This is a genomic window from Psychromonas aquatilis, assembly GCF_038155185.1.
In the GTDB taxonomy this organism is placed as follows: domain Bacteria; phylum Pseudomonadota; class Gammaproteobacteria; order Enterobacterales; family Psychromonadaceae; genus Psychromonas; species Psychromonas aquatilis.
The window spans coordinates 14,418-38,703 of record NZ_JBAKAZ010000026.1 but is presented as its reverse complement, the minus strand read 5'-3'; the positions used below and the strand labels follow the sequence as shown (position 1 = coordinate 38,703).

The window sequence follows — 24,286 nt, the reverse complement described above, 5'->3', positions numbered from 1 at the left end:
GGTCTTTATTCGATCGCACAATCAAACTAGCTGAGATTATGTCAAATAAACTACAAGAAAATGAGATATTAGAAAGCTTAAATGCGAGTTTAACGGTACGAGGTTTTTTTATATCTGTTGTTGATATATTTGAAGAACTTGTACAAAGCCTGATTGAGCGTATATTTTTAAAAAATGACTTTGCAGTAAAATCTGTTGTTGGTCCACTGTTACATGACTCGGGCCCTTTAGGTGAGTTAACTGTACGTTTGAAGCTATTATATGGGCTTGGCGCGATTCCTCAGCTTGTTTATCAAGATATTGAGGGGGTGATAAAATTAAAAAATTCATTGAATAATGATATTGCTGAATACCACTTTACTGATCCTTTAGTCTTAGATGCAATTAAACAATTATCCTTATCTAAAAATATTAATATGGGGATATTTGATTCGTTGCCAGAAGAGGATGACTTTGAGTCTGCTTTATATGAGATGCAATTAAAAAGAAAACAGGAAGTGATAAAGTCCTCATTAGCACTTGAAGTTATTGCTATATGTGAAGTCTTGAATCAGGATAGCCCTTTTTAAGAAGTGTATTAATCTCGCCCCAAAAAGCCTAAGTATTTTTTACTTAGGCTTTTTTATTGTTAAATACAGCGATAACCTCAAAGCTAATTATCTTGCTTTAAAAGAGATATAAAAAAGGCCAGTGCATGAATGCCACTGGCCTTTTATTGACAGGGTTAACTATTCTATTTATAGAATAAAACGTGTTAAATCTTCATCTTGAACAACTTCATCCAACATACTTGCTACATAAGCTTCATCTATCACTATAGACTCACCTGAACGCTCTGTCGCATTATATGATAACTCATCCATAATATGCTCCATCATTGTATGTAAGCGTCTCGCACCTATGTTTTCTGTTGTTTCATTAACTTGCCATGCTGATTTAGCTATTTTATTAATGCCATCTTCAGTGAAATCAATTGTTACGCCTTCAGTCTCTAATAGCGCTTTATATTGCTCGCTTAATGACGCTTTAGGTTCAGTTAATATACGCGCTAAATCTTCTTCTTTTAAAGCTTCTAGCTCTACTCTGATAGGTAAACGACCCTGTAGCTCAGGAATTAGATCCGATGGTTTCGCCACTTGGAAAGCACCTGAAGCAATAAATAACATATGATCTGTTTTAACCATGCCGTGTTTTGTTTGTACAGTAGATCCTTCTATCAGAGGAAGTAAATCTCGTTGTACACCTTCACGTGAAACATCAGGGCCCGATGATTCACCACGCTTACATATTTTATCTATTTCATCGATAAAGATGATGCCGTTATTTTCTGCAGCAAAAATCGCTTTTTCTTTTAAATCATCTTGGTTGATTAATTTTGAAGCTTCAGATTCTACCAATGCTTTTAATGCATCTTTGATCTTCATGGTACGTTTTTTAGATTCACCTTTGTTACCTAGGTTTTGGAACATACCTTGAAGTTGGTTTGTCATCTCTTCCATTCCAGGAGGAGCCATGATTTCAACACCGACTTGTGGTGCTGGTACATCAATCTCTACTTCTTTATCATCCAGTTTACCTTCACGTAATTTCTTACGGAATGATTGTCTTGCTGGGCCTTCTTCAGCAACTTCATTGTTGTTTACATCCCATTCAGTTGCTGTTTTAGCAGGTGGGATAAGAATATCTAATATACGATCTTCAGCTAAATCTTCTGCTTTAGCTGTTACTTTTTCTAGTTCTTGCTCTTTTGTTATTTTAATTGCAGCTTCAACTAAATCTTTAACGATACTTTCTACTTCTTTACCGACATAACCTACTTCGGTAAATTTAGTTGCTTCAACTTTAATGAAAGGGGCGTTTGCTAATTTTGCTAAACGGCGAGCAATTTCTGTTTTACCAACACCTGTTGGGCCGATCATTAGAATATTTTTCGGTGTGACTTCTTGACGAATATCTTCGTTTAATTGCATTCGGCGCCAGCGATTACGTAATGCGATAGCAACAGCACGTTTAGCTTTACTTTGGCCAATGATATGGCGGTCTAGTTCTAATGCTATTTGTTGTGGAGTCATATTATTAGTCATGATTATTCCTATTTGGTTGTTGCTAATTCAGCATCAATATCAATACGTTCAATCGTTTGATTTGAGTTGGTAAATACACAGATGTTACCTGCAATTGTTAATGACTTTTCAACAATTTCTTGCGCTGATAACTCGGTATTATCTAATAAAGCCATCGCTGCGGATTGTGCAAAATTACCGCCTGAACCAATAGCAATAAGATCATTTTCAGGTCTAACGACATCGCCATTACCAGTAATAATGTATGAATGTTTTTTATCTGCAACGGCTAATAATGCTTCTAATTTGCGTAGCATTCTATCTGTACGCCAGTCTTTTGCTAACTCAACAGCAGCTCTTTCTAAGTTACCCTGGTGAGCTTGTAATTTTGCTTCAAAACGCTCTAATAGCGTAAATGCATCTGCGGTACCACCTGCAAAGCCTGCGATCACTTGGTCATTGTATAGTCTGTGTACTTTACGTGCATTGCCTTTCATTACGGTATTACCGAGTGATACTTGACCATCACCACCGATAACCACCTGATCACCGCGACGTACAGAAACAATAGTAGTCATATTGATACCTTTTGTTGTTTGTTAATTTTACGAGAGAACCATTTATTGGCCGATAAATATAAAATGGGGGAGTTTTTATTGAATTCAAGGGAAATAGATAAAGAAAAGGAGAACTTAACGTTCTCCTTTTGAGTTGGTTAACGCCAAAACCAAATTTGGCAGCCATTTATTTTAGCTCTTTGTAATTTGTGACGTTGTTTTTCTGCCAAACGTTTACGTTCATAAGGACCTAAAATAACACGGTACCAATTACCGGTTTTTTTTACGATACTTGCTAAACCTTGAAATGCTATTTTAGCTTTTAGGGACTCTGCATCGCCTTTATTTCTAAATGAACCACATTGCATTTGATAAGGAGTCGTTGGTTTCTTTTCCTCAGGAATTTCCACGGTGACTTCTTTGGTTTTTAAAATATCAACATAATCCCATTCAGGCTCAGGCATAACTGGTAACGTTTCTTCTTTGCTAACTGCTGCTTTTTTAGGTTTTGCTGGAGGTGTTGGTTTACTAACACCAAAAACAAAATAACCAATAAAAGCAATTAACAATAAAGCGACAAAACAAGCGATATAAGGAAAGCCTTGTTGGCTTTTTTTACGGTTCGTAGGTCTTCTACTTGCCCCTCGTTTTGCGGGTTTTCGTCGTGTTACTTTTGCCATTTTTACATACGTTCCAATGTGTTAATGCCTAATAAAGCAAGCCCTTGCTGCAATGTTTTTGCAGTTAAGCCTGCTAATTTTAAGCGGCTTTGTTTTTGTGTTTCATTTTCAGCTATTAAAATAGGGCACGCCTCATAAAAGCTTGAAAATAAACCTGCTAATTCAAATAAGTATGCACATAAGAAATGCGGCATACCCTGTTTACCTACTTGATTAATTATTTCATTAAATTGCATTAATTTATTGGCTAAATCTTTTTCTTTCTCTTCAGTAAAAGAGACGTTAGCGGTAATGCTATCTAACTCAATACCTGCTTTATTAAATATACTGACTACTCGCGTGTATGCATATAATAAGTAAGGGGCTGTATTACCTTCAAAACTTAACATACTATCGAAGCTAAAAGTATAATCGCTAGTACGGTTTTTCGATAAATCTGCATATTTAACAGAAGAGATACCAACGATAGAGGCGATATGACGCAACTCATCTTCTGCCATATCTTTATTTTTTTCTTTTACTAATTCGTAAGCGCGTTCTTCTGCTTCTGTTAATAAATCAGCCAGTTTAGGTGTTGAGCCTGCTCGTGTTTTGAAAGGTTTGCCATCTTCACCCATTACGGTGCCAAAAGGCATATGTTCAAGTGATGTGCCTGTTTTGACAAATTCTGCTAAACGAGCAACTTCAAATACTTGTTGGAAGTGTAAACCTTGGCGTGCATCTACAAAATATAATACACGATCAGCATTAAGTGCTGACTGACGGTAACGAATAGCTGCTAAGTCAGATGTTGCATATAAGAAACCACCATCTTTTTTCTTGATGATAACAGGTAATGGTTCACCTTCTTTATTCTTAAAGTTATCTAGGAAAACACACTTAGCGCCTTGGCTTTCTTGTAATAAACCTTTGCTGTCTAAATCTGCTACTACTTGAGCAAGGTCTTCATTATAAGCGCTTTCACCACGTACATCATCTAACCCTAAACTTACGCCCATACGGCCGTAAGCTTCTTGACAGTGTGAAATGCTGATCTCTTTAAATTCTTTCCATAGTGCAAGACATTCTGCGTTGCCACTTTGTAATGCAACAACTAAATCACGTGCTCGATTAGCAAACTCTTCAGACTCATCGAAGCGGCCTTTAGCGGCACGATAAAAAACCTCTAAGTTTGCTAGGTTTTTGTTGATCTCTTCACCTTTCGCTCGTAGCTCTTCCATATAAGCGAGCAACATACCAAATTGCGTACCCCAGTCACCAACATGGTTTTGACGAACCACTTTGTGACCTTGATATTCTAGCGTACGTGTAACTGAATCACCGATGATAGTTGAACGTAAATGACCCACATGCATCTCTTTTGCTAAGTTTGGAGATGAGTAGTCAATTACAATTGTTTGTGGTGTTGAAGTTAATTCGACGTTTAATCGCTGATCTGCAAAAGCACTATCTATTTGTTGTTCTAAATAGTTAGGGTTGATAAAAAAGTTAATAAACCCTGGGCCTGCTATTTCCGTTTTAATGACTAAATCAGAGGCAGGTAAGTTGTTAACAATAAGTTCAGCAAGTGCTCTTGGATTTTGTTTTGCTGGTTTCGCTAACATCATTGCTAAGTTGTTAGCGAAGTCTCCGTGTGACTTATCTTTAGTTCTATCTATAGATATACGCGGTTGGATACTTTCAGGAATAATATTTTGTGCTTTTAGGGAAACAATTGCTTGTTCAAGTAGTAATTGAATTTGCGCTTTCATAGATAAATCACCAATAGGGACGGACAAATAAATAAGCGTAATTCTACCGTTTATCTATTATTAAGACTAGTTTTTCATTGATATTGCGGGTGATGGAGGACTATAAAAAGTTTTATCTCTCTGGTTTTATCGTTTTATGAATTAAACAAGAATTATTAGCGCTTATATCGGCTTTAAAAAATCAATGCTTCGCTCTTTATGTTGATCTGTGTCACAAAAAGAGTATTATTTGTGATGTGCATCACAAATAATAAAGAGCTTATTATGCTTAATTTAATTAAAAACTCATCAAAGAGTAATAAACTAACATCGACTGTAGTTGAATTCGCTGAGATCCTTGCTTTATGGGGTGTAGTCTCTGCTGCTGTATTATTAACTAGCCTTCTTTGGGTTAATTAAGAATAAGCAGCATCAGGGCTTTATTAATGTCGTTTCGTCTTTATGGTTATAAGTAATCAAACTCATGACTTGCCATAACCACTTGATAGAGGGTTTCTTCCTCTTTCGTTGTTAAGTTTTCTAATGCACTCTCCGCTTCTAATGTCGGTGAATTTTTAGCTGCAGACTGCATTGCTTCTATCAATTGCATATCTAGCTGTATTGCTAAGTGCACTACATCTTCAACCGCTAACTCTGGTTTAAACTTTAAATGTTTACAGCGTTCAGGGAAACTTTGGTCGAAAAAGTCATCTAACCAAGTATCTAATAAAGAGAGTGGTGCTTTTTCGATGTATTGATGCAAATGGCAATGCGATAACTGTTCTTTGCTTTTCATATACTCTAAAAGCAACTTAACTTTTTCATCTGTTGCCTCCAAACTGAGCCTCTGATATAAATCTGCCAGCGCTTGATGACAATCTTCGATATAAAATAAAAAGTCTTTCATTAATTTTAAACGCATAAGCCGCTCCTTGCAGAAGAATAAGTGTTTAAAAAATGCACAACAAATTCAACCATAACCTATTTTAAGTTTAATTGTCTAAATGTTGTTGGTTTTTTGTTCGCTGGTAGGGGGTTTTAGGAGGTTTTATGAAGCTGATGGGATTTTTATAATAGATAGATACCATTATCTATCTATTATCTTTGTCTTTTATTAAATAACTTCTAATCGAGCATAAGTGGTCATTAGCCATTTACTACCTACACCTGCAAAATGAACTTGTAGACGGCTATTTTCTCCACTGCCTTCTTGAGCTGTGATGGTGCCTTCACCAAATTTTGCATGTCTAACTTGCTGTCCTAATTTAAAGCCTTGAATATCTTGTGTTATTGATAACTTAGGCTTCTCAAAGGTTGGCTGGGCGCGACGAACTTGAGTTTTTAAGCGAATATATTCAATATTTTCTTCTGGTAACTCACTAATGAAGCGTGAAGGGGCATGGAATTTTTCTTGTCCATATAAACGACGACTTTCAGCATGACATAGTGTTAGTTTTGTCATTGCTCGTGTTAAACCTACATAGCATAAGCGACGTTCTTCGGCTAAACGAGTATCATCTGTCGCAGATTGTTGACCTGGGAACATCCCTTCTTCAACACCCACGATAAATACTTGTGGGAATTCCAGTCCTTTAGCTGCATGCATTGTCATTAGTTGTACTGCATCTTCAAATTCATCAGCTTGGTTATCACCAGATTCTAGAGCCGCATAAGCAAGAAATGCAGTTAATTCATCCATTTCTTGCTCTTCTTCAGGAACCACAAACGCTTTTGTTGCAGAAACTAATTCTTGTAAGTTTTCGATACGGCTTCGTGATTTCTCGCCTTTTTCAGCTTCAAACATCGCTACTAACCCTGAGTGCTGGGTAATATGATCGACGATTTGAAATAAAGGTAATTCAGATGTTTCTTCTTTAAAGCGGTTAATCAAAGTGATGAAACCATTTAATGAAGATTTTGCTGCTGGGCTGAGAAGGTTATTTTCTATTAAATATTGGCTTGCTTGCCATAAAGTATAGCCTTGTTCACGAGCACAGCTACGTATCTTGTCCAGGCTTGTATTACCAATTTTTCGCTTAGGTTTATTAACGATACGCTCGAAGGCTGCATCATCTTGGTGATTATTCATTAAGCGTAAGTAAGCGATACTGTCTTTGATTTCTAAACGATCAAAGAAACGTTGTCCCCCATATATATGATAAGGGATTTGTTGAGCCATTAATTGTTCTTCAAATAAACGAGATTGCGCATTACTACGGTATAAAATGGCACATTCGCTGAGTTTATTACCAGCTCTTTCCCAAGTTTGCAGTTGGCTTGTGACGTAGCGAACTTCATCATAGTCATTAAAGGCACTATAAATAGAAATAGGCTCACCATCTTCACCGCTAGTCCATAACTCTTTGCCTAAACGATCATTGTTGTTTTGTATGAGTTGGTTAGATGCTTTAAGGATATTACCCGTTGAGCGGTAATTTTGCTCTAATCGAATCGTAACAGGTGATTGTTTTTCTTTTAAGAAACGCTGAATATTTTCTATATCAGCACCACGCCAGCCATAGATAGATTGGTCATCATCACCGACGATAGTGAGGTAGTTATCATTATCTGTTAATAGCGTTAACCAAGCATATTGTAATTTATTTGTATCTTGAAACTCATCTACCAGCACATGCTTAAAGCGCTGTTGGTAATGTAGTAACAATGCCGGGTTTTCTAATAATAACTCATGAGCACGTAATAAAAGCTCTGCAAAATCGACTAATCCAGCTAATTGACAAGCACTTTCATAGGCTTGGTAAACCTGTAAGCGATGCTTGTCTTGTAAGCTATAACCAGGATCGATATGCTTTGAACGAAGTCCCTCATCTTTTTTATCGTTGATGTACCATTGCAACTCTTTTGGTGGGTAATATTTTTCATCTAAGCCTAGGCTTTTAATGATCCTTTTAACCATTTTTTGCTGATCATCACTGTCGATTATTTGAAACTGCTCAGGCAATTTAGCTTCTTGGTGATGTAAACGTAATAAGCGGTGGGCAATCCCATGAAAGGTGCCTATCCACATGCTGCCTATTTGTTGAGGGCAAATATCAGCAATACGTCCACGCATCTCTTTTGCTGCTTTATTGGTAAAAGTAACAGCTAAGATACCGTATGTTGGAATCTGTTGAACTTGCATTAAGTAAGCAATTCTATGTGTTAATACACGTGTTTTACCACTACCAGCCCCTGCTAATACCAGCATATTTTGTTCTGGTGCTGAAACTGCTGCGCGTTGATGATCATTTAAACCATCGAGAAGGTAAGATACGTCCATAGAAAAGCCTGTTTATTTACTCAGTAGAATAGAACTATACCGAAACATAGTATAAATGTGAATTACCTATATTTCAGGAAGGTGATCGTTTAGATAAGTTTTAAGAGATTATTAAGATCGCTAACCTCTATTGTTGGTAATAGTTTTGCATTATGTAAGCTTGTGTTCATTGGATTAAACCAAACAGCTTGTGCATTATTATTTTGTGCTCCATAAACATCGCTAATTAAATGATCTCCAACATGTAGAATATCGCTAACCTCTATTTCTAAGCGTAAAGCGGCTTGTTTAAATAGATCAATATCCGGTTTACAGTTACTGCCATTACCCGCTTTTAATATAAACTCAAATTTATCATCTAATTGGATCTGTTTGGTATCTACATTTCCATTGGTAATCGCAATCACAGGGTAATGTTTAGCAAGGGCAGCTAATAAAGCTAGGCTTTTTTCTGGCACTGTTAACTGACTACGTAGGGTAATGAACTTTTGTAGTGCGATTTCTGTGTATTTAATGGCATTGACAGGGGCAATACCATAAACCGTCATTACTCGTTTAAGTACTTCTCTTCTCCATTCCGTAACATCATGTTTTAGCGCTGGATTTTCTTTAATGATGACCTTTTTATATAGATCCCACTTTCTATTATCTAGTGCTTTCAGTTGAGGATGTGTCTCATGTAAGTAAACAAGAAAATCAGCTTCGGCTTTTACAATAATGGCTTGGTTGTCATATAAGGTATCATCTAAATCAAAACTAATTGCTTTGAAAGGGCGGAGTGTTTTATAAAATTTCATCTGTTTTCCTATACCATTATTTCTTACGTTTAGCGCGAGGGTGTGCTTTATCATAGACCTCTGCAAGATGTTGAAAATCTAAATGCGTGTAGATTTGTGTTGTCGCGAGGTCAGCATGGCCTAATAATGTTTGTACTGCTCGTAAATTACCACTGGATTCAAGCATATGAGTAGCAAATGAATGGCGTAATTTATGTGGATTAACATGGCTTGGGAGCGATTGCTCTAACCCCCATTTCTCCATACGCATTTGTACACTGCGAGTAGATATACGCTTTTTTTGCTTTGATAAGAAAAGCGCATTTTCACCGGGCTCTGCAAATTCTGGTCTGACTTTTAACCAGAGTCGGATCGCTTCTATTGCTGTTTTGGTGATAGGTAATAAGCGTTGTTTGCTACCTTTACCTGTTACCATGATTTCTTTTGCTGATATTTTGATATCTTTTACATTAATCCCGACTAACTCACTGAGTCGTAACCCTGATGAATACATTAGTTCCATCATGCAGTGATCTCGGATAGTCAACGGGTCATCACCATCAATATTCAATAACTGATCCATATCATCAACACTGATATTCTTAGGCAATGGTTTATCTAACTTGGGTGCTGAAACCCCTTTTGCTGGGTTGAAGGTAAGTTGGTTATTTTTAACTAAATACTCAAGAAAAGAACGCAGCGCTGAAAGCTTGGTGGCAATAGAGCGTGCTTTTATCCCATTTTGGTGTAATTGCTTTGTTAATAACCTCACTTGGTGAGCGTCTAATGCTTGCCATGATGTTATTTTTTTTTCGCTTAATAAGTTAATAAACTCATTTAAATTACGTTGGTAGTTAGTAATAGTAACTGGGCTTAAGCCTCGTTGGCTAGCAAGATGAGATAAGTAATGTTGGATATCGGGTAATAATGGATTCATGGTAAACCCTAATAAAAAATGCAGTATGGACTTGATAACTCAATACTGCATGATGGTGAATGTTGACAGTGTCTGTTTGTTTATATTTGGATTCGTCCATCAAAGACAAAATCAGCCGGGCCACTCATACGTACACTTTGTCCAGCTTGCCAGAAAAAACGCAACTCTCCGCCGGGTAATTCAATACGGCAATGGGTATCTAGTTTACCTTGTATTTGTCCAATAACAGCCGCCGCACAGGCACCTGTTCCACAAGCTAATGTTTCACCGACACCACGTTCCCATACACGTAACTTTGCAAAGCCTCTATCGACGACTTGTAAAAAGCCGACATTCACTTTATTTGGAAAACGCTCATGCACTTCTAGTAATGGCCCTAAGGTCTCAACCGGAGCTGTATCGATATCATCAACTAAAACAACACAATGAGGATTTCCCATAGAAACAACACCACATAAAACAGTGTGATCTTCTACACGTAGAATATAGGTTTTTTCTTCTTTTTGAGCATCAAAAGGGACTTTTGCAGGCTCTAAAACAGGCTTACCCATATCAACGATGATATTACCATCTTGCTCTATTTTTAATTGAATCTTGCCTTTAGCTGTACTGACATTGATAACTCGCTTTTGAGTTAATCCTTTCAATTTTACAAAACGTGCAAAACAACGAGCGCCATTACCACATTGCTCAACTTCACTACCATCGGCATTAAAAATACGGTAATGAAAATCTAAATCAGGATCATAAGGTGGCTCAACCATTAATAATTGATCAAAGCCGATACCAAAATTACGATCTGCTAATTTTTTGATGGTTTCTTTGGATAGAAATACATTCTGCGTGACATTGTTAATAACCATAAAGTCATTACCCAAGCCATGCATTTTAGAAAACTCAATATTCATTTTTTACCTTCAAAACTTATAAAAGGGAGGCTGCCTCCCTAATCTATAGTGTAAGTTTTTAACTACGGTAAAACGTGCTCACCGCGCCATAAGTCAATATGTGCTTCTCGTTGACGAATAACAAATGCTTTATCACCATCAACCATTAGCTCTGCAGGGCGACAACGAGAGTTATAGTTTGAACTCATTGTAAACCCATAAGCACCGGCACTACGAACTGCAAGGTAATCACCTTCAGCAATCGACAGTTGACGTTCTTTACCTAAAAAGTCACCTGTTTCACAGATAGGCCCTACAACATCATAAACACGACTTGGACGTTTCTCTGGATCATCTAGTTTATTATTGATTGGAATGATGTTTTGCCAAGCACTGTATAAAGAAGGGCGTATTAAATCATTCATGGCCGCATCAACAATCGCAAAGTTTTTATAATCATTTAGTTTTAAAAACTCAACTTTAGTTACTAGAATACCGGCATTAGCCATGATTGCACGACCAGGCTCAAAGATAAGTTTTAATTTACGGTCGCCCATGCGCTCTATGATTGCTTTCATATATTGAGCTGGCTCCGGCGGTGTTTCACCGTTATAAGGTACACCTAAACCGCCACCTAAATCTAAGTGTTGAATGGTGATGCCTTGCGTCGCTAAATCATCAATTAGAATTAATAACTTATCTAATGCTTCTAAAAATGGCTCAACTTCTGTTAACTGAGAACCAATATGACAATCAACACCTTTTACTTCTAAGAAAGGCAGTTCATTTGCTAGAGAATAAACAGTTAATGCTTGTTCTATTTCAATACCAAACTTATTTTCTTTTAAGCCTGTTGAAATATATGGGTGAGTACCCGCATCAATATTAGGATTAATACGAATAGAAATAGGCGCTTTTTTATTTAAGCAACTTGCTACGTCATTAATACGACGTAATTCAGAGATTGATTCAACGTTAAAGCAATGAATGCCAGCTTGTAGGGCAGTTGAAATTTCAATTTCAGTTTTACCAACACCAGAAAATACGACTTTCTTAGGGTCTCCTCCAGCTTGGATCACACGTAGTAACTCGCCAACAGATACAATATCAAAGCCAGATCCTAAGCGAGCCATTAAATTTAAAATACCTAAGTTTGAATTTGCTTTTACGGCATAACAAATTAGATGAGGATGATCTCCTGCCGCTTGATCGAATGCTGTCCAATGACGTTCAATCGTTGCTCGAGAATAAACATAAGCTGGCGTGCCGGTTTTTTTGATAATATCTTCAATTGCTGTGTCTTCTACTAATAGACGGCCATCGCTATGGTAATTAAAATGATCCAATGTTAAATCCTTTTTGATTCTGTATTCGATAATATTTTATTCTAAGGTTGTTAGCGTTTCAGTTGTTTCTGTTTCTGTTTCTACTTCAACGACGTTATCTTGCTGTTTTGGTGTTTCTTCCTCGATAGTTTTTTTAGGTGCTTCTTGGTAAAGAGGACCTTTCATACCGCAACCAACGAGTAAACTTGAAAAAGTCAAAATTAATAACGGTAGATTAATATTTTTCATACTTATCCTAGTCAAATATTTTTAGCCCTCTATAATCGCATTTCATGCTTAAAAAGCAAAGAAGAAGTAAATGACAGAGGCTGAATTTCTTATATTAACTGAGATGTTATATTAAAAAATATAATAAGCGATTGAATAATTCATTGTAGATGTCGGTGATGCTTAAAATCACTGCCTACTGAGATGCTGATTTATTAAAGAGACAGTGAATTATTAACAAATAAATAGGCTTATCTTGGCTCACTAAATTACTTTTAAAAATTAGGCTTTATGGCGCTCATTCAATAGCGTATTAATAAAGTAAACACGACCACTATTATCACTTTGAAATGACTTACCCTACTTTCCCATTAATAACTCAGTGAAGAGGTTATTCCCTTTTGTTGAATTAAAGTCGATACAGTTTCTAATTTACTGATAAATAACTTTCAAAAGCATTATACAATGCGTATTTTAATTTATAACTCTGAGAGTAAAAATAACATAATAACGAGACTGCTTAAATCAAGCGTTCAATTAGCTTTTAAAGCTCATGTTAATGAAAATAACACAATACAAATAGGTGATTAATAATGAAAACCGTTGTTTTTCCTGGATCGTTTGATCCTATCACTAACGGACATCTTGATTTAATATCGAGAGCAAGTCTATTAGCAGAAAAAGTGATTGTTGCGGTCGCGATGAATGATAGTAAAAAACCTTTTTTTACATTATCAGAGCGTTGTGAATTACTCACTGAAGCCACTAAAGATATCAGAGGCGTTGAGATAGTCCCCTTTGATGGTCTGCTAGCTGAGTTTGCTAAAAAACATCAAGCGCAAGCACTTATTAGAGGTATCCGAGGCGGAACCGATGCTGATTATGAAATTCAACTTTCGCAAGTGAACCATACTTTAAACCCTCAACTTGAAACTATTTTATTACCTGCACATGCTAGAACTGCTTTTATTTCTTCAACAATTGTTAAAGAAGTATTTAAGCACCAGGGAGATATTAGTTTATTGGCACCGGCTTGTGTCCAAAGGGCTTTTAATCAACGATAAGTATGTCTGTTTGATACAGTTAAACATTAATGACATAAGGATACGAAATTAATATGAATATAATAAAGAAATCACTTCTATTATCGACATTGACACTTGCACTATGGGGGTGTTCATCAACACCACAGCAAACATGGCAAGAAGATACGGTTTACAACATTACAGTTTTACATACCAATGATCATCACGGACGCTTCTGGCAAAACCGTTACGGTGAATATGGAATGGCAGCTCGTAAAACGTTAGTTGATCAAATTAGAACTGAAGTAGAAAGTGCTGGTGGCAGTGTTTTATTATTATCTGGTGGTGATATTAATACTGGTGTGCCTGAATCAGATTTACAGAATGCTGAACCTGACTTTAAGGGCATGAGCTTAATTGGTTATGATGCTATGGCGATTGGTAATCATGAATTTGATAATCCAATTTCAGTGTTAAGAATGCAAGAAGGTTGGGCAAACTTCCCGCTACTTTCTGCAAATATTTACGATAAAAAAACAGATCAACGCTTATTTAAGCCTTACCAAGTTTTTAATTTGAACGGTGTGAAAACCGCGGTTATCGGTCTCACCACCAAAGATACAGCTAAAATTGGTAATCCTGAATATATTAGTGGTTTTGATTTTAGAGATCCTGAGTTAGAAGCCAAAAAAGTCATCGCAGAAGTGGAAAACAACGAACATCCTGATTTAATTTTTGCTGTGACGCATATGGGGCATTATCAAAATGCACAATACGGTGTAAATGCACCTGGAGATGTCACTCTTGCGCGTTCTTTACCTGAAGGTGCTTTGGATATGATAGTCGGCGGTCACTCTCAAGAACCTGTGTGTATGGAAGGTGATAATGTTGTTGATGCAAACTTTCAACCCGGTGATGACTGTGTTCCTGATAAACAAAATGGGACTTATATTGTTCAAGCCCATGAGTGGGGGAAATACCTAGGGCGTGCTGATTATCAATTTAAAAATGGTGAGCTGACATTATTAGATTACAAATTGATACCTATTAACTTAGTTAAAAAAGTTGAAGTTGATGGAGAATCAAAACGTGTACTCGTCGCTGACAAAATAGAGCAGGATGCTGACGTTCTTGAGTTCCTAACGCCTTACCAAGAAAATGGACAAGCAGAGTTATCTAATCAAGTTGCTGAAATTAATGGCAAACTTGAAGGGGATCGTAGTGCTGTTCGTTTTAAACAAACAAATTTAGGATTATTAATTGCTAAGGCGCATAAAGAACGAACTAAAGCCGATTTTGGGGTAATGAACTCGGGAGGTGTACGTGACTCTATTCAAGCAGGAAAGGTAACTTATAAAGATGTCTTGAAAGTACAACCTTTTGCAAATCAAGTTTCATATGTTGATATGACAGGTGCAGAAGTGATCAACTATTTAAATGTAGTCGCTACTAAGCCGGTTGATACTGGCGCATACGCTCAGTTTTATGGTATTAATATGACGGTCACTAAAAACGGTGTAGAAGATATTGTTATTGATGGCAAACCTTTAGAGCTCACTAAAACCTATCGTTTCTCTATTCCAAGCTTTAATGCTGCTGGTGGAGATGGCTATCCTAATGTAACCAATCATGATGGATTCGTGAATACTGGGTTTGTTGATGCAGAAGTGTTAAAGGATTATTTGCAATCAAACTCGCCAATTGATGTGTCTGATTACCAACCAAAAGGTGAGATAAACTACCAATAAAGCCTGAAAGTAGATCAATCAATGTCTCTATACTAATTTGGGGAAGAGACATTGATTATTTTTATCTGAAGTTTCTGATTATGTTAATCATTAATTGAGTTAATAATGGCTAACATAACTATATAGTACAGATTATTTATCAGTTAATTCACACGTACTTTTTGTAAATTCAATGCCGGGTTGTGGCCCTGGTATTAAGTCGTTAAAAAAGCTTGTTTCTACTTTTTTAAATTGAGCAATACATCCATTATCAAAAGTAATACTGAGTTTTTTAAAGTCTATATATTCTAAGCCGTTGGCTACTCTAGGTTGTTCAGCAATAAACTTTACCATTACATCTAAGTCTCGAGAGTTCATTGCAGCGGGTGAAAGAGCAGCTTGTACTGAAAAGCAAAGACAACACGCAGCGATTCCAATTACAGTATTAAACATAGCTAACTCCTCATCCACTTAACGTTGACAGTTTGGACAGTAGACGCTGTTTCTGGCCGCTAGTTTTATTGATTTAAGCGCAGTACTACAATATGGACATAACTCACCTGTTTTACCATAAACATGTAAGGTTTGCTGAAAGTATCCTGGTTTCCCATCACCCCCCACAAAGTCTTTAAGCGTTGTGCCACCTTGTTTAATGGCTTCACTCAAGATCTCTTTAATCGCGAGCACCAATTTTTGATAGCGTTTTAAGCTGATATTATTAGCTGAACGAGTAGGGCTTATTCCTGCTTTGAATAGTGCTTCTGTTGCATAGATATTACCAACACCAGTCACGACTTTTTGTTCCATGATAAATTGTTTAACGGGCAATTTTCGGTTTTTTGCTTGTTCATAAAGTAACTCAGCAGTGAACTCATTTGATAATGGCTCAGGCCCTAGAATATTTAATAAAGGACTCGTTTCGGGATTCTCCCCTAACCATAAAATAGCACCGAAACGCCTTGGATCAGTATAACGTAATAAACACTTTTGAAACTCAAGGTCGACATGATCATGCTTTTGTGCAGGCGTGTTTAACTGGCATATTCGTAAACTACCAGACATCCCTAAATGAATGAGTAAGGTGCCGTTTTCAAAGCGTAGTAGTAAGTATTTTGCTCGTCGATCAACCGATATTAATTTTTTATGCTTTAACAAAGACAGTAAGTCTTTAGGTATCGGCCAACGTAATTGATGATGTCGAAGTACAACATTATTTATTTTTTGATCGATAATATAGGGGCTAATACCACGACGACTTGTTTCAACCTCTGGTAATTCAGGCATATTCTTCCCGTAATAATTGATTAATATAAATGGCGAAAGTGAGGCTATTCAAAATGCACCATTGTTACTCATTTTATTATGGCATGAATTTTTGTTTATTGATTAATTGTATTGATAGAAAAAGGATTGAGTAGAGCAACTGATTAAACCTGTTAAAACACTTTATATTTAATCGGTGATCATTAATCAAACGTGTATTTTGTCTATTAACTTGTTATGTGGGAGTGGGATGTTAGATAAATAGGCGAGTAGTTGTACCATAATGCCTGTGTAAGGTGCGTTTGATTGGTATTGGTAATTATAACTGGTTTTTTCATTTTCCGAGCTTATTTGAGCTCTCAGCTATTGTATACTTACTTGTAAATGGTAAATTTTAGATATAAAAAAACCCAGTATAAACTGGGTTTTTTTCAGACTAATCAAATTACTTGATTTTGCCTTCTTTGTAGATAACGTGTTTACGTACTACAGGATCAAACTTTTTGATTTCAAACTTTTCAGGCATGTTCTTTTTATTTTTATCAGTAGTATAAAAATGACCAGTACCAGCGCTTGAATTTAAACGAATTTTATCACGCATTTTTAAGCTCCTTAAACTTTAACGCCATTAGCACGGATATCAGTTAAAACTGAATCAATACCTTTTTTGTCGATGATACGCATACCTTTAGTAGATAGGCGTAATTTAACAAAACGGTTCTCACTCTCAACCCAAAAACGGTGTGTTTGTAGGTTAGGTAAGAAACGACGTCGTGTACGGTTCTTTGCGTGTGATACATTGTTACCAACAGCTGGACGCTTGCCTGTAACTTGACATACTCTAGACATGTCGAAATTCTCCAAAAATATTAGTTTTACTCGAGCAAAATAGTCGAACACCTTCTTTAGCCGTCGCCAAAGGCGTCGAGGGCGCATTTTATACACCATTGAGATTAAAAGATCAACAAATGTGTAAATAAATACGTTAAATCCACCCTTTTTCTGCAAATGAGGTGTATTTTCCATCACCTATGATGAAATGGTCCAATATTTTAACATCAATTAATTGCAGTGTATTCACTAGTTTTTCAGTTATATTTTTATCTGATTCGCTGGCTGTTGGATCGCCCGATGGATGATTATGAACAAGGATAATTGCAGCTGCATTTTCTTGTAATATTTTTTGAACTACAACGCGAGGGTGAACACTTGCACTATTAATTGTGCCAAAGAAAAATTCATGGAAGCGAATTACTCTATGTTGACTATCTAATAAGAGTGCAGCAAAAACTTCATAGGGGTAGTCGCGCATTTTTGCGCTTAAAAATTGTTGTGTTTGTGCGGCGCTGGTTAACGGGTCTCCTTTCATTAAAGATTCCTGTAAATAGCGGCGTGACATTTCTAATACCGCTTGTAGTTGAATATATTTGGCTTGTCCTAGACCTTTTCGAGAACAAAAGTCTGTTTCACTAGCGGAAAATAAAGCGCGCAGTGAGCCAAAGTCGATAAGCAATTGACGTGATAATGAGACAACATCCATTCCTTTACAGCCTGTGCGGAGAAAAATAGCGAGTAATTCACTATCGGTTAAGCTACTCGCTCCTTGTTGTATTAACTTTTCTCGTGGCCTTTCTTGTTGAGGCCATTCTCTAATTGATACCAAAATAGGCGCTCCTAATAAAACTGGTGAACCTTAAATCTAGTATAAGTTATGCATATTGCTTTATATTTTTATGTTATTGTAATGTCTTTTTTTATGAACTTTTCCGAGAAAATTATGGCGTCAATATTACCTTTACAAGGGAAAAAAATATTATTAGGTGTTTGCGGTGGGATTGCTGCCTATAAAAGTGCGGAGTTAACGCGTCGATTAATGGATCAAGGTGCTCAGGTGCGTATCGTAATGACTGCATCTGCGAAACAATTTATTACACCACTAACCATGCAAGCAGTATCCGGACATGTTATTTATGATGATTTATTAGATCCTCAAGCTGAAGCGGGTATGGGTCATATTGAGTTAGCTAAATGGGCTGATTTAATTCTTATCGCCCCTGCAACTGCAAATGCGATAGCACGCTTACGAGCGGGAATGGCAGATGAATTATTAACAACCTTATGTTTAGCAACGCCTTCCCCAATAGCGATTGCTCCTGCGATGAATCAACAGATGTATTTAGCAGCAGCGACGCGGGATAATTTAACGGTATTAGCTGAGCGCGGAATACTGGTTTGGGGGCCAGGCCAAGGTATACAAGCTTGTGGTGATGTTGGTCCAGGTCGTTTGTTAGACGTCCCTGATTTAGTTAAGTTATGCTGTGATTTTTTTACTCCCCAACAGCCATTATTAGCAGGGGTTAATGTTGTTATCACTGCAGGGCCAACTCAAGAAGCGATAGATCCTGTTCGTTATATTAGTAATCATAGTTCTGGTAAAATGGGATTCTCATTAGCAAATGCAGCTCTTAGTATGGGGGCTAATGTCACTGTTATTGCAGGGCCTGTTAATTTGTCATTAGCAGCTGACATTAAGCGTATCGATGTTAAAAGTGCAAGAGATATGCATCAAGCTGCACTAGCATCGCTGGATACTGCGGATATCTTTATTGCTTGTGCAGCTGTTGCTGATTATCGGACTGAAACCGTTCATTCTGAAAAAATGAAAAAACAAGCCGATACAGATGTGATTACCTTAACCTTAGTTAAAAACCCAGATATTATTGCTGATGTAGCAAACGCTGAGAATCGTCCATTTTGTGTCGGATTTGCTGCGGAAACAAATGACATCGAAGCTTATGCTTTAGGTAAATTAGCACGTAAAAACTTAGATTTAATTGCTGCAAATGATGTATCGAATAGTGCTCAAGGTTTTAATAGTGATAATAATGCATTGACTGTCTTTGCTAAAGATAAACGTTTCGATATCCCATTGTGTAATAAAAAAGAAGTTGCGATACAATTACTTAAAATCATAAGTGAGCAATATAAATCAATTTCTTAAGAGTATAGTAAAGGCTCCTATTTACTTTTATTTAGGTGAGTAAAAATAAAAATCTTTGTATTTTAGCGGGATATACAATATTTAGGAGGTAGCTTTGGGCTGTCAAAATAATACTAATAATAACAAAGGAAGTTATTGAGATGTCTACAATGACCAAGAAGAAAACAAATCGCAAGGATGATATTTTAAGTGCGTTAGCGATTATGCTTGAAGGGAAGCCTGGCCAACGTATCACAACAGCTAAGCTTGCTGCTGAAGTCGGTGTTTCTGAAGCTGCTTTATATCGTCACTTTCCAAGTAAAGCGCGGATGTTCGAAGGGTTAATTGATTATACAGAAACGGCTATTTTTAGTCATATCAATACGATCAAAGATCAACAAAAAGACACTTTTGTGCGGATCGAACATATTGTTTATTTCTTGTTAGCTTTTTCTGAGAAAAACCCTGGAATTACGCGCATTTTAAGTGGCGATGCTTTAGTTGGTGAAAATGAAAGGTTACAGTCACGTATTGAACATGTTTTTTCTAAAATTGAGTCTCAATTAAAACAAACATTAAGGGAACGTCCTGCTTCGGATGGTCAAAAATTTGAGATGGATGAAGGGATATTGGCTAACTTATTACTAGCCTATATTGAAGGACGAATGGTTCAGTTTGTACGATCTCAATTTAAACAAAAACCTACCCAAAATTTTAAAACTCAATGGCTATTTTTTAATAAGCAACTGGTGATTAGTTAATATCATAAAAGGAGTTAGGTATGTCAGAAGAAGGCAAGGTAGCAGAAACTGTTTCAGAAGTACTGGGAGAGAGAGTGGATGTGGTTAGTCATGCACTTCATTGGCTCGTTGAAAACCAAGACTTGCTAGTAACATATGTATTAAATATTGTTTTTGCTATTGTTACGTTAGTAATAGGGATGATGTTAGCACGTGTGATTTCCGGCACGTTTCATAAAATATTAACTAAGCGTCAATTTGATATTACTATTGTTGACTTTGTTTCTCACATGGTGCGCTATGTGATTATTGCTTTTGTTATCATTGCCGCATTAAGTCGTCTTGGTGTTGAAACAACGTCGTTTGTGGCCATTATTGGTGCTGCTGGTTTAGCTGTTGGTTTGGCCTTACAAGGTTCTTTATCTAACTTTGCTTCTGGTGTATTAATTATTGCTTTACGTCCTTTTAAAGCTGGAGAGTATATTGAAGCAGCAGGTACGGCTGGTGTTGTTGAGTCTGTTCAAATATTTTCAACTACATTAACGAGCCCTGATAATAAATTTGTTGTTGTTCCTAACTCTGCGATTTTAAGTGGCAATATTATTAACTATTCTCGTAAATCAACACGCCGTATCGATTTGGTAGTTGGTGTTAGTTATAACGCAGATTTAGCACAAACCAAACGTATTTTAGAGACGATTGTTAAAGCAAATGAAGGTGTTTTAAAGTCACCTGAACCTCTAGTTGCTGTAGCGGAATTAGCTGACTCAAGTGTTAATTTGGTTGTTCGTCCGTGGGTACGTGGTGAGGATTATTGGCCAGTTCGCTTTGAGTTAATGGAAGCAATTAAAAATGGCTTAGATGACGCTGGTATTGAAATTCCATTCCCACAAATGGATGTCCATATGGATAAATAGAGCCATACTATCTTATTTTATTAAAACCAGCCTACGGCTGGTTTTTTGTTTTATAGGCTTAATAACGCTTTCTATTTATTCAAAAAATGATATTTTAAGTAAATTGCCCGATTAAAAACTAAAAATAAGAGGCAGAGGTAACATACAAGTCGGCTGTTTATATCTAAGCTATAACCTTTGCCTTATAATCAAACCTAAATAATCTACTGAAGATAAACTATGCATAATCCATTTATACAAATCGAAGGCTCTAAACGAAGTCTGCATGTGCAGGTGGCACGTGAAATTGCCCGGAAAATATTATCCGGAGAAGTTGCTCAAAACTCAATTATCCCAAATGAAATGGCATTATGTGAACAGTTTAGTGTAAGCAGGACTGCTTTGCGTGAAGCAATAAAACTACTAACCTCGAAAGGGTTGTTGGAATCTAAGCCTAAAGTTGGGACACGAGTAAAATCAAGAGAAAATTGGAATTTTTTAGATGCTCAATTACTTGATTGGTTGATTGACCTTGGTGACAATGAAGTGGTTTATAGAGAGTTTTTATCATTACGTAAGGCTATTGAGCCGGAAGCCGCTGCATTAGCTGCGCAAAATGCAACGGTGCAACAACGTATTGAATTATCTTCTACCTTTCAAAAAATGGATGAAATATCCAAAAACTTTGACGCTGAAAAATGGATGGAAGTGGATATGCATTTTCATCGGTTGGTTTTTCTATCGACTGGCAATAGTTTTTATCTGCCATTTGCAAATGTGTTATGTACTATGTTTAAGAGCTTCATTAGTCACTCTTCAGAAGAAGGTGGAACTTGTATCGGAGAGCATAGAGCTATTTACGCTGCCATCATGGCTGGCGATGCAGATAAAGCACGACAAGCAAATACAACGCTATTAGCAAACTCTAAGCATAGATTACCCCCTGGCACATAGCGCCTAATAAATTCAATAAAAAACCCGTTATTAAGTTAAATAACGGGCTTTTTTTTATCTCAGTTTTAGCACTTGTTTATTTAATAACAACAGGGCCTTTCCAAGAAATTGATTGACCATCAACCGTCACATCTGAAGTGGTATTTTCATCTACACCTACAACATTACTTACACAAACAGTGAGTTTTTTATCATTCACTAAGTTAATCGAAATAACAGACGCTACTTGATCGTTTAGTAATACTTCAACTGAGTCAACTTGACCACGTGCGTTTAAACTCGCTTCAACTGATTCATTAAAGTAACCATGTGTTTCGTATACATTAGCAAATAAATGGTCTGCTGCTTTTTGACGTAACATAAACATAGGTTCGTTACGTAAGTTGAAGTCAGGATCATTTGCACCTGTGCGGGAAAATATAACTTCACTATCAGCATTTGCGCTACTAATCAGTGAGTAATAGCTATCACCCATTAACCATGTTGTTAGTGATGAGCCTTCTACTTTACCTTGTCCAAGATTCCAAAGATGCTGATAACCATGTGCATCACCTAGAGTATTTAAACTTTTGTGTGTTTGGTATTCAAAATCCGTGCGAATGATTTGTCCTTTGTAATGAACAGGGTAATCATAAGTGTGTTCTTCTTCACTGATCATACGGAATAGGTCGATGATAAGCGGTTTTTCAAACTCTTCTGATTCAAGCATGATAACCGTACGCTGTTGATCAACACCCGTATAATAATCACGTGCAAAGGCACTCATTGCTTGTAATTTGCCATTATCTGACTGATTACCCAATATAGTAAAGTGCTTTTCACCGTTGTGTTGTTGTGCAATTGCAGTCACACCTTGGTTTTGACTTGTTTGATCTACAACTACAGTGTTGTGTGCAACAGTTTGCTTACAGTAACTCTTATTTTCTGGAATGTAACGACCACCAAACTTCGGTTCAATATTAACCCAACGACCGTAACCGTAATCGTTAATAAACTCTTGGTTATTATTGAATAAGCTGAGGTGTAAACCATCAAAATGGCCATGGTCTAGTGCAGAGTGAAGTTTAGCATCACTACCGTGTTGGCCGTACCAAAGTAGTGCCATACTATCGTCTGATTTTGCATCACGATGACGTAGAATTGTTACACCGCCACATTCGCCTGCAGCACCATCTGTTAGGCTTAAACTACCCCAATTAAAGTTAGGTACTTCAGCATTGTTTTCTAGTGCATTAGATAATGTTGCACCCGTGTTGTGTACCCACACGTGGTCTTGATGTTTCGCCATTGCTAACAGTGTTTCGTTTTGTTCGTAACGCTCAAAACAGATATTAGTTGCTAATAAAATACCAAGATCTTTAATGTCCATTGTACGTGATGAGTCATTTAATGCTGGTAATGTTCCATCTGGGAATGCTGTTGACATAACTGCGTAAGCAGTTGTTTTAATTACTTCATTTTTTAACTTATAAATACCAACTTCAGGTTGACGACGTTCAATCGCTTCTGCGAATAAGAAGATAGGACGTAACGAGAAACGATGGTAGTACGGACCTTCCATGTAATAACCATCAGGTGAGAATAATTGCGTTAATTGAGCAATGAAACCACCAGAAACACTATCACCTTTTAAGCCATATAATGCTTTGTCTACTGTTGCTTGATCATTGATTGCATAAGCACAAATACCCGCACTGGCAACAGACCACAGACCGTGATTATGAATAATATCGAAGTTTTCTGCATAGGTAACAACAAACATTTCAAGCATTACTTTGAATAAGTCGTTCTCAATAAGTTGTTGTTGATCTTCTGTTAACTCATGGCGAATACAAGAATAAGCACACGATGAATATAACATCCACATGTTTTCGTTTAATGTTTGATGGAATAAACGACCTGGTTTATTAGTGTCGCGGCTAATGTTTAAATCGCGATGTTTATAAACCTTTGCATATTCCACTAGCATGGTTGTTGCGTAATCTAGGTAACGCTGTTCACCTGTAATTAAGTATAAACGACCTGCTAGATCTAGGTGGATGTAGTTTTGTTTGTGACGGTTATGCTCGTAGCCGCCAGCTTCACCGTGCCCTGGGATTTCGATACCGATTGGCATGTAAGCTTCAAGCGCTTGAATCTCTTCTGCAATAGAGCGACCAATGAGTGAGTCTGCACCTACGTGTTGACGTAAATCTGCTGCTTGTTGATAGCTTATTAGTAGTGGTTGATAACTCATTA

General features: G+C 36.9%; 25 protein-coding genes. 8 read left to right on the top strand and 17 right to left on the bottom strand.

The genetic code is table 11. The features are described 5' to 3' along the window. Positions 1-38: 38 nt before the first annotated feature. Positions 39-569, top strand: coding sequence for an MltR family transcriptional regulator (locus V6256_RS08480; RefSeq protein WP_341597733.1), 531 nt, complete (start codon positions 39-41; stop codon positions 567-569). Between the two features lie 168 nt (positions 570-737). Here V6256_RS08480 and hslU read toward each other — a convergent pair whose 3' ends face one another. The 4 genes from hslU to argS all read right to left on the bottom strand — a co-directional run bounded on the left by hslU (position 738) and on the right by argS (position 5,051). Further along, positions 738-2,084: an ATP-dependent protease ATPase subunit HslU gene (gene hslU, locus V6256_RS08475; protein ID WP_341597732.1), complete on the bottom strand. Its 1,347-nt coding sequence runs from the start codon at positions 2,082-2,084 to the stop codon at positions 738-740. A gap of 8 nt (positions 2,085-2,092) precedes the next feature. Beyond that, on the bottom strand, positions 2,093-2,641 hold the full coding sequence (hslV, locus tag V6256_RS08470) for an ATP-dependent protease subunit HslV (protein ID WP_341597730.1): 549 nt from the start codon (positions 2,639-2,641) through the stop codon (positions 2,093-2,095). Positions 2,642-2,778: 137 nt separating this feature from the next. Then, positions 2,779-3,300, bottom strand: coding sequence for an SPOR domain-containing protein (locus V6256_RS08465; protein ID WP_341597728.1), 522 nt, complete (start codon positions 3,298-3,300; stop codon positions 2,779-2,781). 2 nt (positions 3,301-3,302) lie between these two features. Beyond that, positions 3,303-5,051 (bottom strand): arginine--tRNA ligase, encoded by a 1,749-nt coding sequence (gene argS, locus V6256_RS08460; RefSeq protein WP_341597726.1) that lies wholly within the window; start codon positions 5,049-5,051, stop codon positions 3,303-3,305. A gap of 264 nt (positions 5,052-5,315) precedes the next feature. Between argS and V6256_RS08455 the strand changes: the two genes are divergently transcribed. Next, positions 5,316-5,450: a hypothetical protein gene (locus V6256_RS08455; protein WP_341597725.1), complete on the top strand. Its 135-nt coding sequence runs from the start codon at positions 5,316-5,318 to the stop codon at positions 5,448-5,450. A gap of 46 nt (positions 5,451-5,496) precedes the next feature. Here V6256_RS08455 and V6256_RS08450 read toward each other — a convergent pair whose 3' ends face one another. The 7 genes from V6256_RS08450 to lptM all read right to left on the bottom strand — a co-directional run bounded on the left by V6256_RS08450 (position 5,497) and on the right by lptM (position 12,484). Further along, on the bottom strand, positions 5,497-5,952 hold the full coding sequence (locus tag V6256_RS08450) for a hypothetical protein (protein ID WP_341597724.1): 456 nt from the start codon (positions 5,950-5,952) through the stop codon (positions 5,497-5,499). Between the two features lie 192 nt (positions 5,953-6,144). Then, a complete protein-coding gene (gene uvrD, locus V6256_RS08445; RefSeq protein WP_341597722.1) occupies positions 6,145-8,310 on the bottom strand; it encodes a DNA helicase II in 2,166 nt (721 codons plus the stop codon). Positions 8,311-8,399: 89 nt separating this feature from the next. Further along, positions 8,400-9,107 carry an HAD-IA family hydrolase gene (locus V6256_RS08440; protein WP_341597720.1) on the bottom strand — a complete coding sequence of 236 codons (708 nt, stop codon included), beginning with the start codon at positions 9,105-9,107 and terminating at the stop codon, positions 8,400-8,402. A gap of 16 nt (positions 9,108-9,123) precedes the next feature. Then, a complete protein-coding gene (xerC, locus tag V6256_RS08435; protein WP_341597718.1) occupies positions 9,124-10,023 on the bottom strand; it encodes a tyrosine recombinase XerC in 900 nt (299 codons plus the stop codon). Positions 10,024-10,103: 80 nt separating this feature from the next. Continuing rightward, positions 10,104-10,931, bottom strand: a complete 828-nt coding sequence (dapF, locus tag V6256_RS08430; protein ID WP_341597716.1) for a diaminopimelate epimerase — start codon at positions 10,929-10,931, stop codon at positions 10,104-10,106. Positions 10,932-10,993: 62 nt separating this feature from the next. Further along, on the bottom strand, positions 10,994-12,256 hold the full coding sequence (gene lysA / locus V6256_RS08425) for a diaminopimelate decarboxylase (protein ID WP_341597714.1): 1,263 nt from the start codon (positions 12,254-12,256) through the stop codon (positions 10,994-10,996). 36 nt (positions 12,257-12,292) lie between these two features. Beyond that, a complete protein-coding gene (gene lptM, locus V6256_RS08420; protein ID WP_341597712.1) occupies positions 12,293-12,484 on the bottom strand; it encodes an LPS translocon maturation chaperone LptM in 192 nt (63 codons plus the stop codon). Between the two features lie 572 nt (positions 12,485-13,056). On the opposite strand from lptM, the gene coaD reads away from it, so the two are divergent. Both coaD and ushA read left to right on the top strand, forming a co-directional pair. Then, positions 13,057-13,527, top strand: a complete 471-nt coding sequence (gene coaD, locus V6256_RS08415) for a pantetheine-phosphate adenylyltransferase (protein WP_341597710.1) — start codon at positions 13,057-13,059, stop codon at positions 13,525-13,527. 53 nt (positions 13,528-13,580) lie between these two features. Beyond that, on the top strand, positions 13,581-15,236 hold the full coding sequence (gene ushA, locus V6256_RS08410; protein ID WP_341597708.1) for a bifunctional UDP-sugar hydrolase/5'-nucleotidase UshA: 1,656 nt from the start codon (positions 13,581-13,583) through the stop codon (positions 15,234-15,236). A gap of 132 nt (positions 15,237-15,368) precedes the next feature. Here ushA and V6256_RS08405 read toward each other — a convergent pair whose 3' ends face one another. The 5 genes from V6256_RS08405 to radC all read right to left on the bottom strand — a co-directional run bounded on the left by V6256_RS08405 (position 15,369) and on the right by radC (position 18,141). Further along, positions 15,369-15,668 (bottom strand): ssr3402 family protein, encoded by a 300-nt coding sequence (locus tag V6256_RS08405; protein ID WP_341597707.1) that lies wholly within the window; start codon positions 15,666-15,668, stop codon positions 15,369-15,371. Between the two features lie 18 nt (positions 15,669-15,686). Next, positions 15,687-16,499 (bottom strand): bifunctional DNA-formamidopyrimidine glycosylase/DNA-(apurinic or apyrimidinic site) lyase, encoded by an 813-nt coding sequence (gene mutM / locus V6256_RS08400; RefSeq protein WP_341597705.1) that lies wholly within the window; start codon positions 16,497-16,499, stop codon positions 15,687-15,689. Between the two features lie 424 nt (positions 16,500-16,923). Then, positions 16,924-17,079, bottom strand: coding sequence for a 50S ribosomal protein L33 (gene rpmG, locus V6256_RS08395; protein ID WP_025562982.1), 156 nt, complete (start codon positions 17,077-17,079; stop codon positions 16,924-16,926). A gap of 11 nt (positions 17,080-17,090) precedes the next feature. Then, entirely contained in the window at positions 17,091-17,327 is a 237-nt protein-coding gene (gene rpmB / locus V6256_RS08390; RefSeq protein WP_113820089.1) for a 50S ribosomal protein L28, read from the bottom strand. 136 nt (positions 17,328-17,463) lie between these two features. Next, positions 17,464-18,141 carry a RadC family protein gene (gene radC, locus V6256_RS08385; protein ID WP_341597702.1) on the bottom strand — a complete coding sequence of 226 codons (678 nt, stop codon included), beginning with the start codon at positions 18,139-18,141 and terminating at the stop codon, positions 17,464-17,466. Between the two features lie 114 nt (positions 18,142-18,255). Between radC and coaBC the strand changes: the two genes are divergently transcribed. The 4 genes from coaBC (at position 18,256) to V6256_RS08365 (ending at position 22,048) form a co-directional block, all read left to right on the top strand. After that, the gene (gene coaBC / locus V6256_RS08380; protein WP_341597701.1) at positions 18,256-19,479 is read left to right on the top strand and encodes a bifunctional phosphopantothenoylcysteine decarboxylase/phosphopantothenate--cysteine ligase CoaBC; all 1,224 of its coding nucleotides are present in this window, start codon (positions 18,256-18,258) and stop codon (positions 19,477-19,479) included. 149 nt (positions 19,480-19,628) lie between these two features. Beyond that, positions 19,629-20,219 (top strand): nucleoid occlusion factor SlmA, encoded by a 591-nt coding sequence (gene slmA / locus V6256_RS08375; protein WP_341597739.1) that lies wholly within the window; start codon positions 19,629-19,631, stop codon positions 20,217-20,219. 20 nt (positions 20,220-20,239) lie between these two features. Further along, positions 20,240-21,115: a small-conductance mechanosensitive channel MscS gene (gene mscS, locus V6256_RS08370; RefSeq protein ID WP_341597699.1), complete on the top strand. Its 876-nt coding sequence runs from the start codon at positions 20,240-20,242 to the stop codon at positions 21,113-21,115. Positions 21,116-21,334: 219 nt separating this feature from the next. Then, entirely contained in the window at positions 21,335-22,048 is a 714-nt protein-coding gene (locus V6256_RS08365) for a FadR/GntR family transcriptional regulator (RefSeq protein WP_341597697.1), read from the top strand. Positions 22,049-22,124: 76 nt separating this feature from the next. On the opposite strand, the gene V6256_RS08360 is transcribed toward V6256_RS08365, so the two are convergent. Then, positions 22,125-24,284, bottom strand: coding sequence for a heparinase II/III domain-containing protein (locus V6256_RS08360; RefSeq protein WP_341597695.1), 2,160 nt, complete (start codon positions 24,282-24,284; stop codon positions 22,125-22,127). Positions 24,285-24,286: the final 2 nt, after the last annotated feature.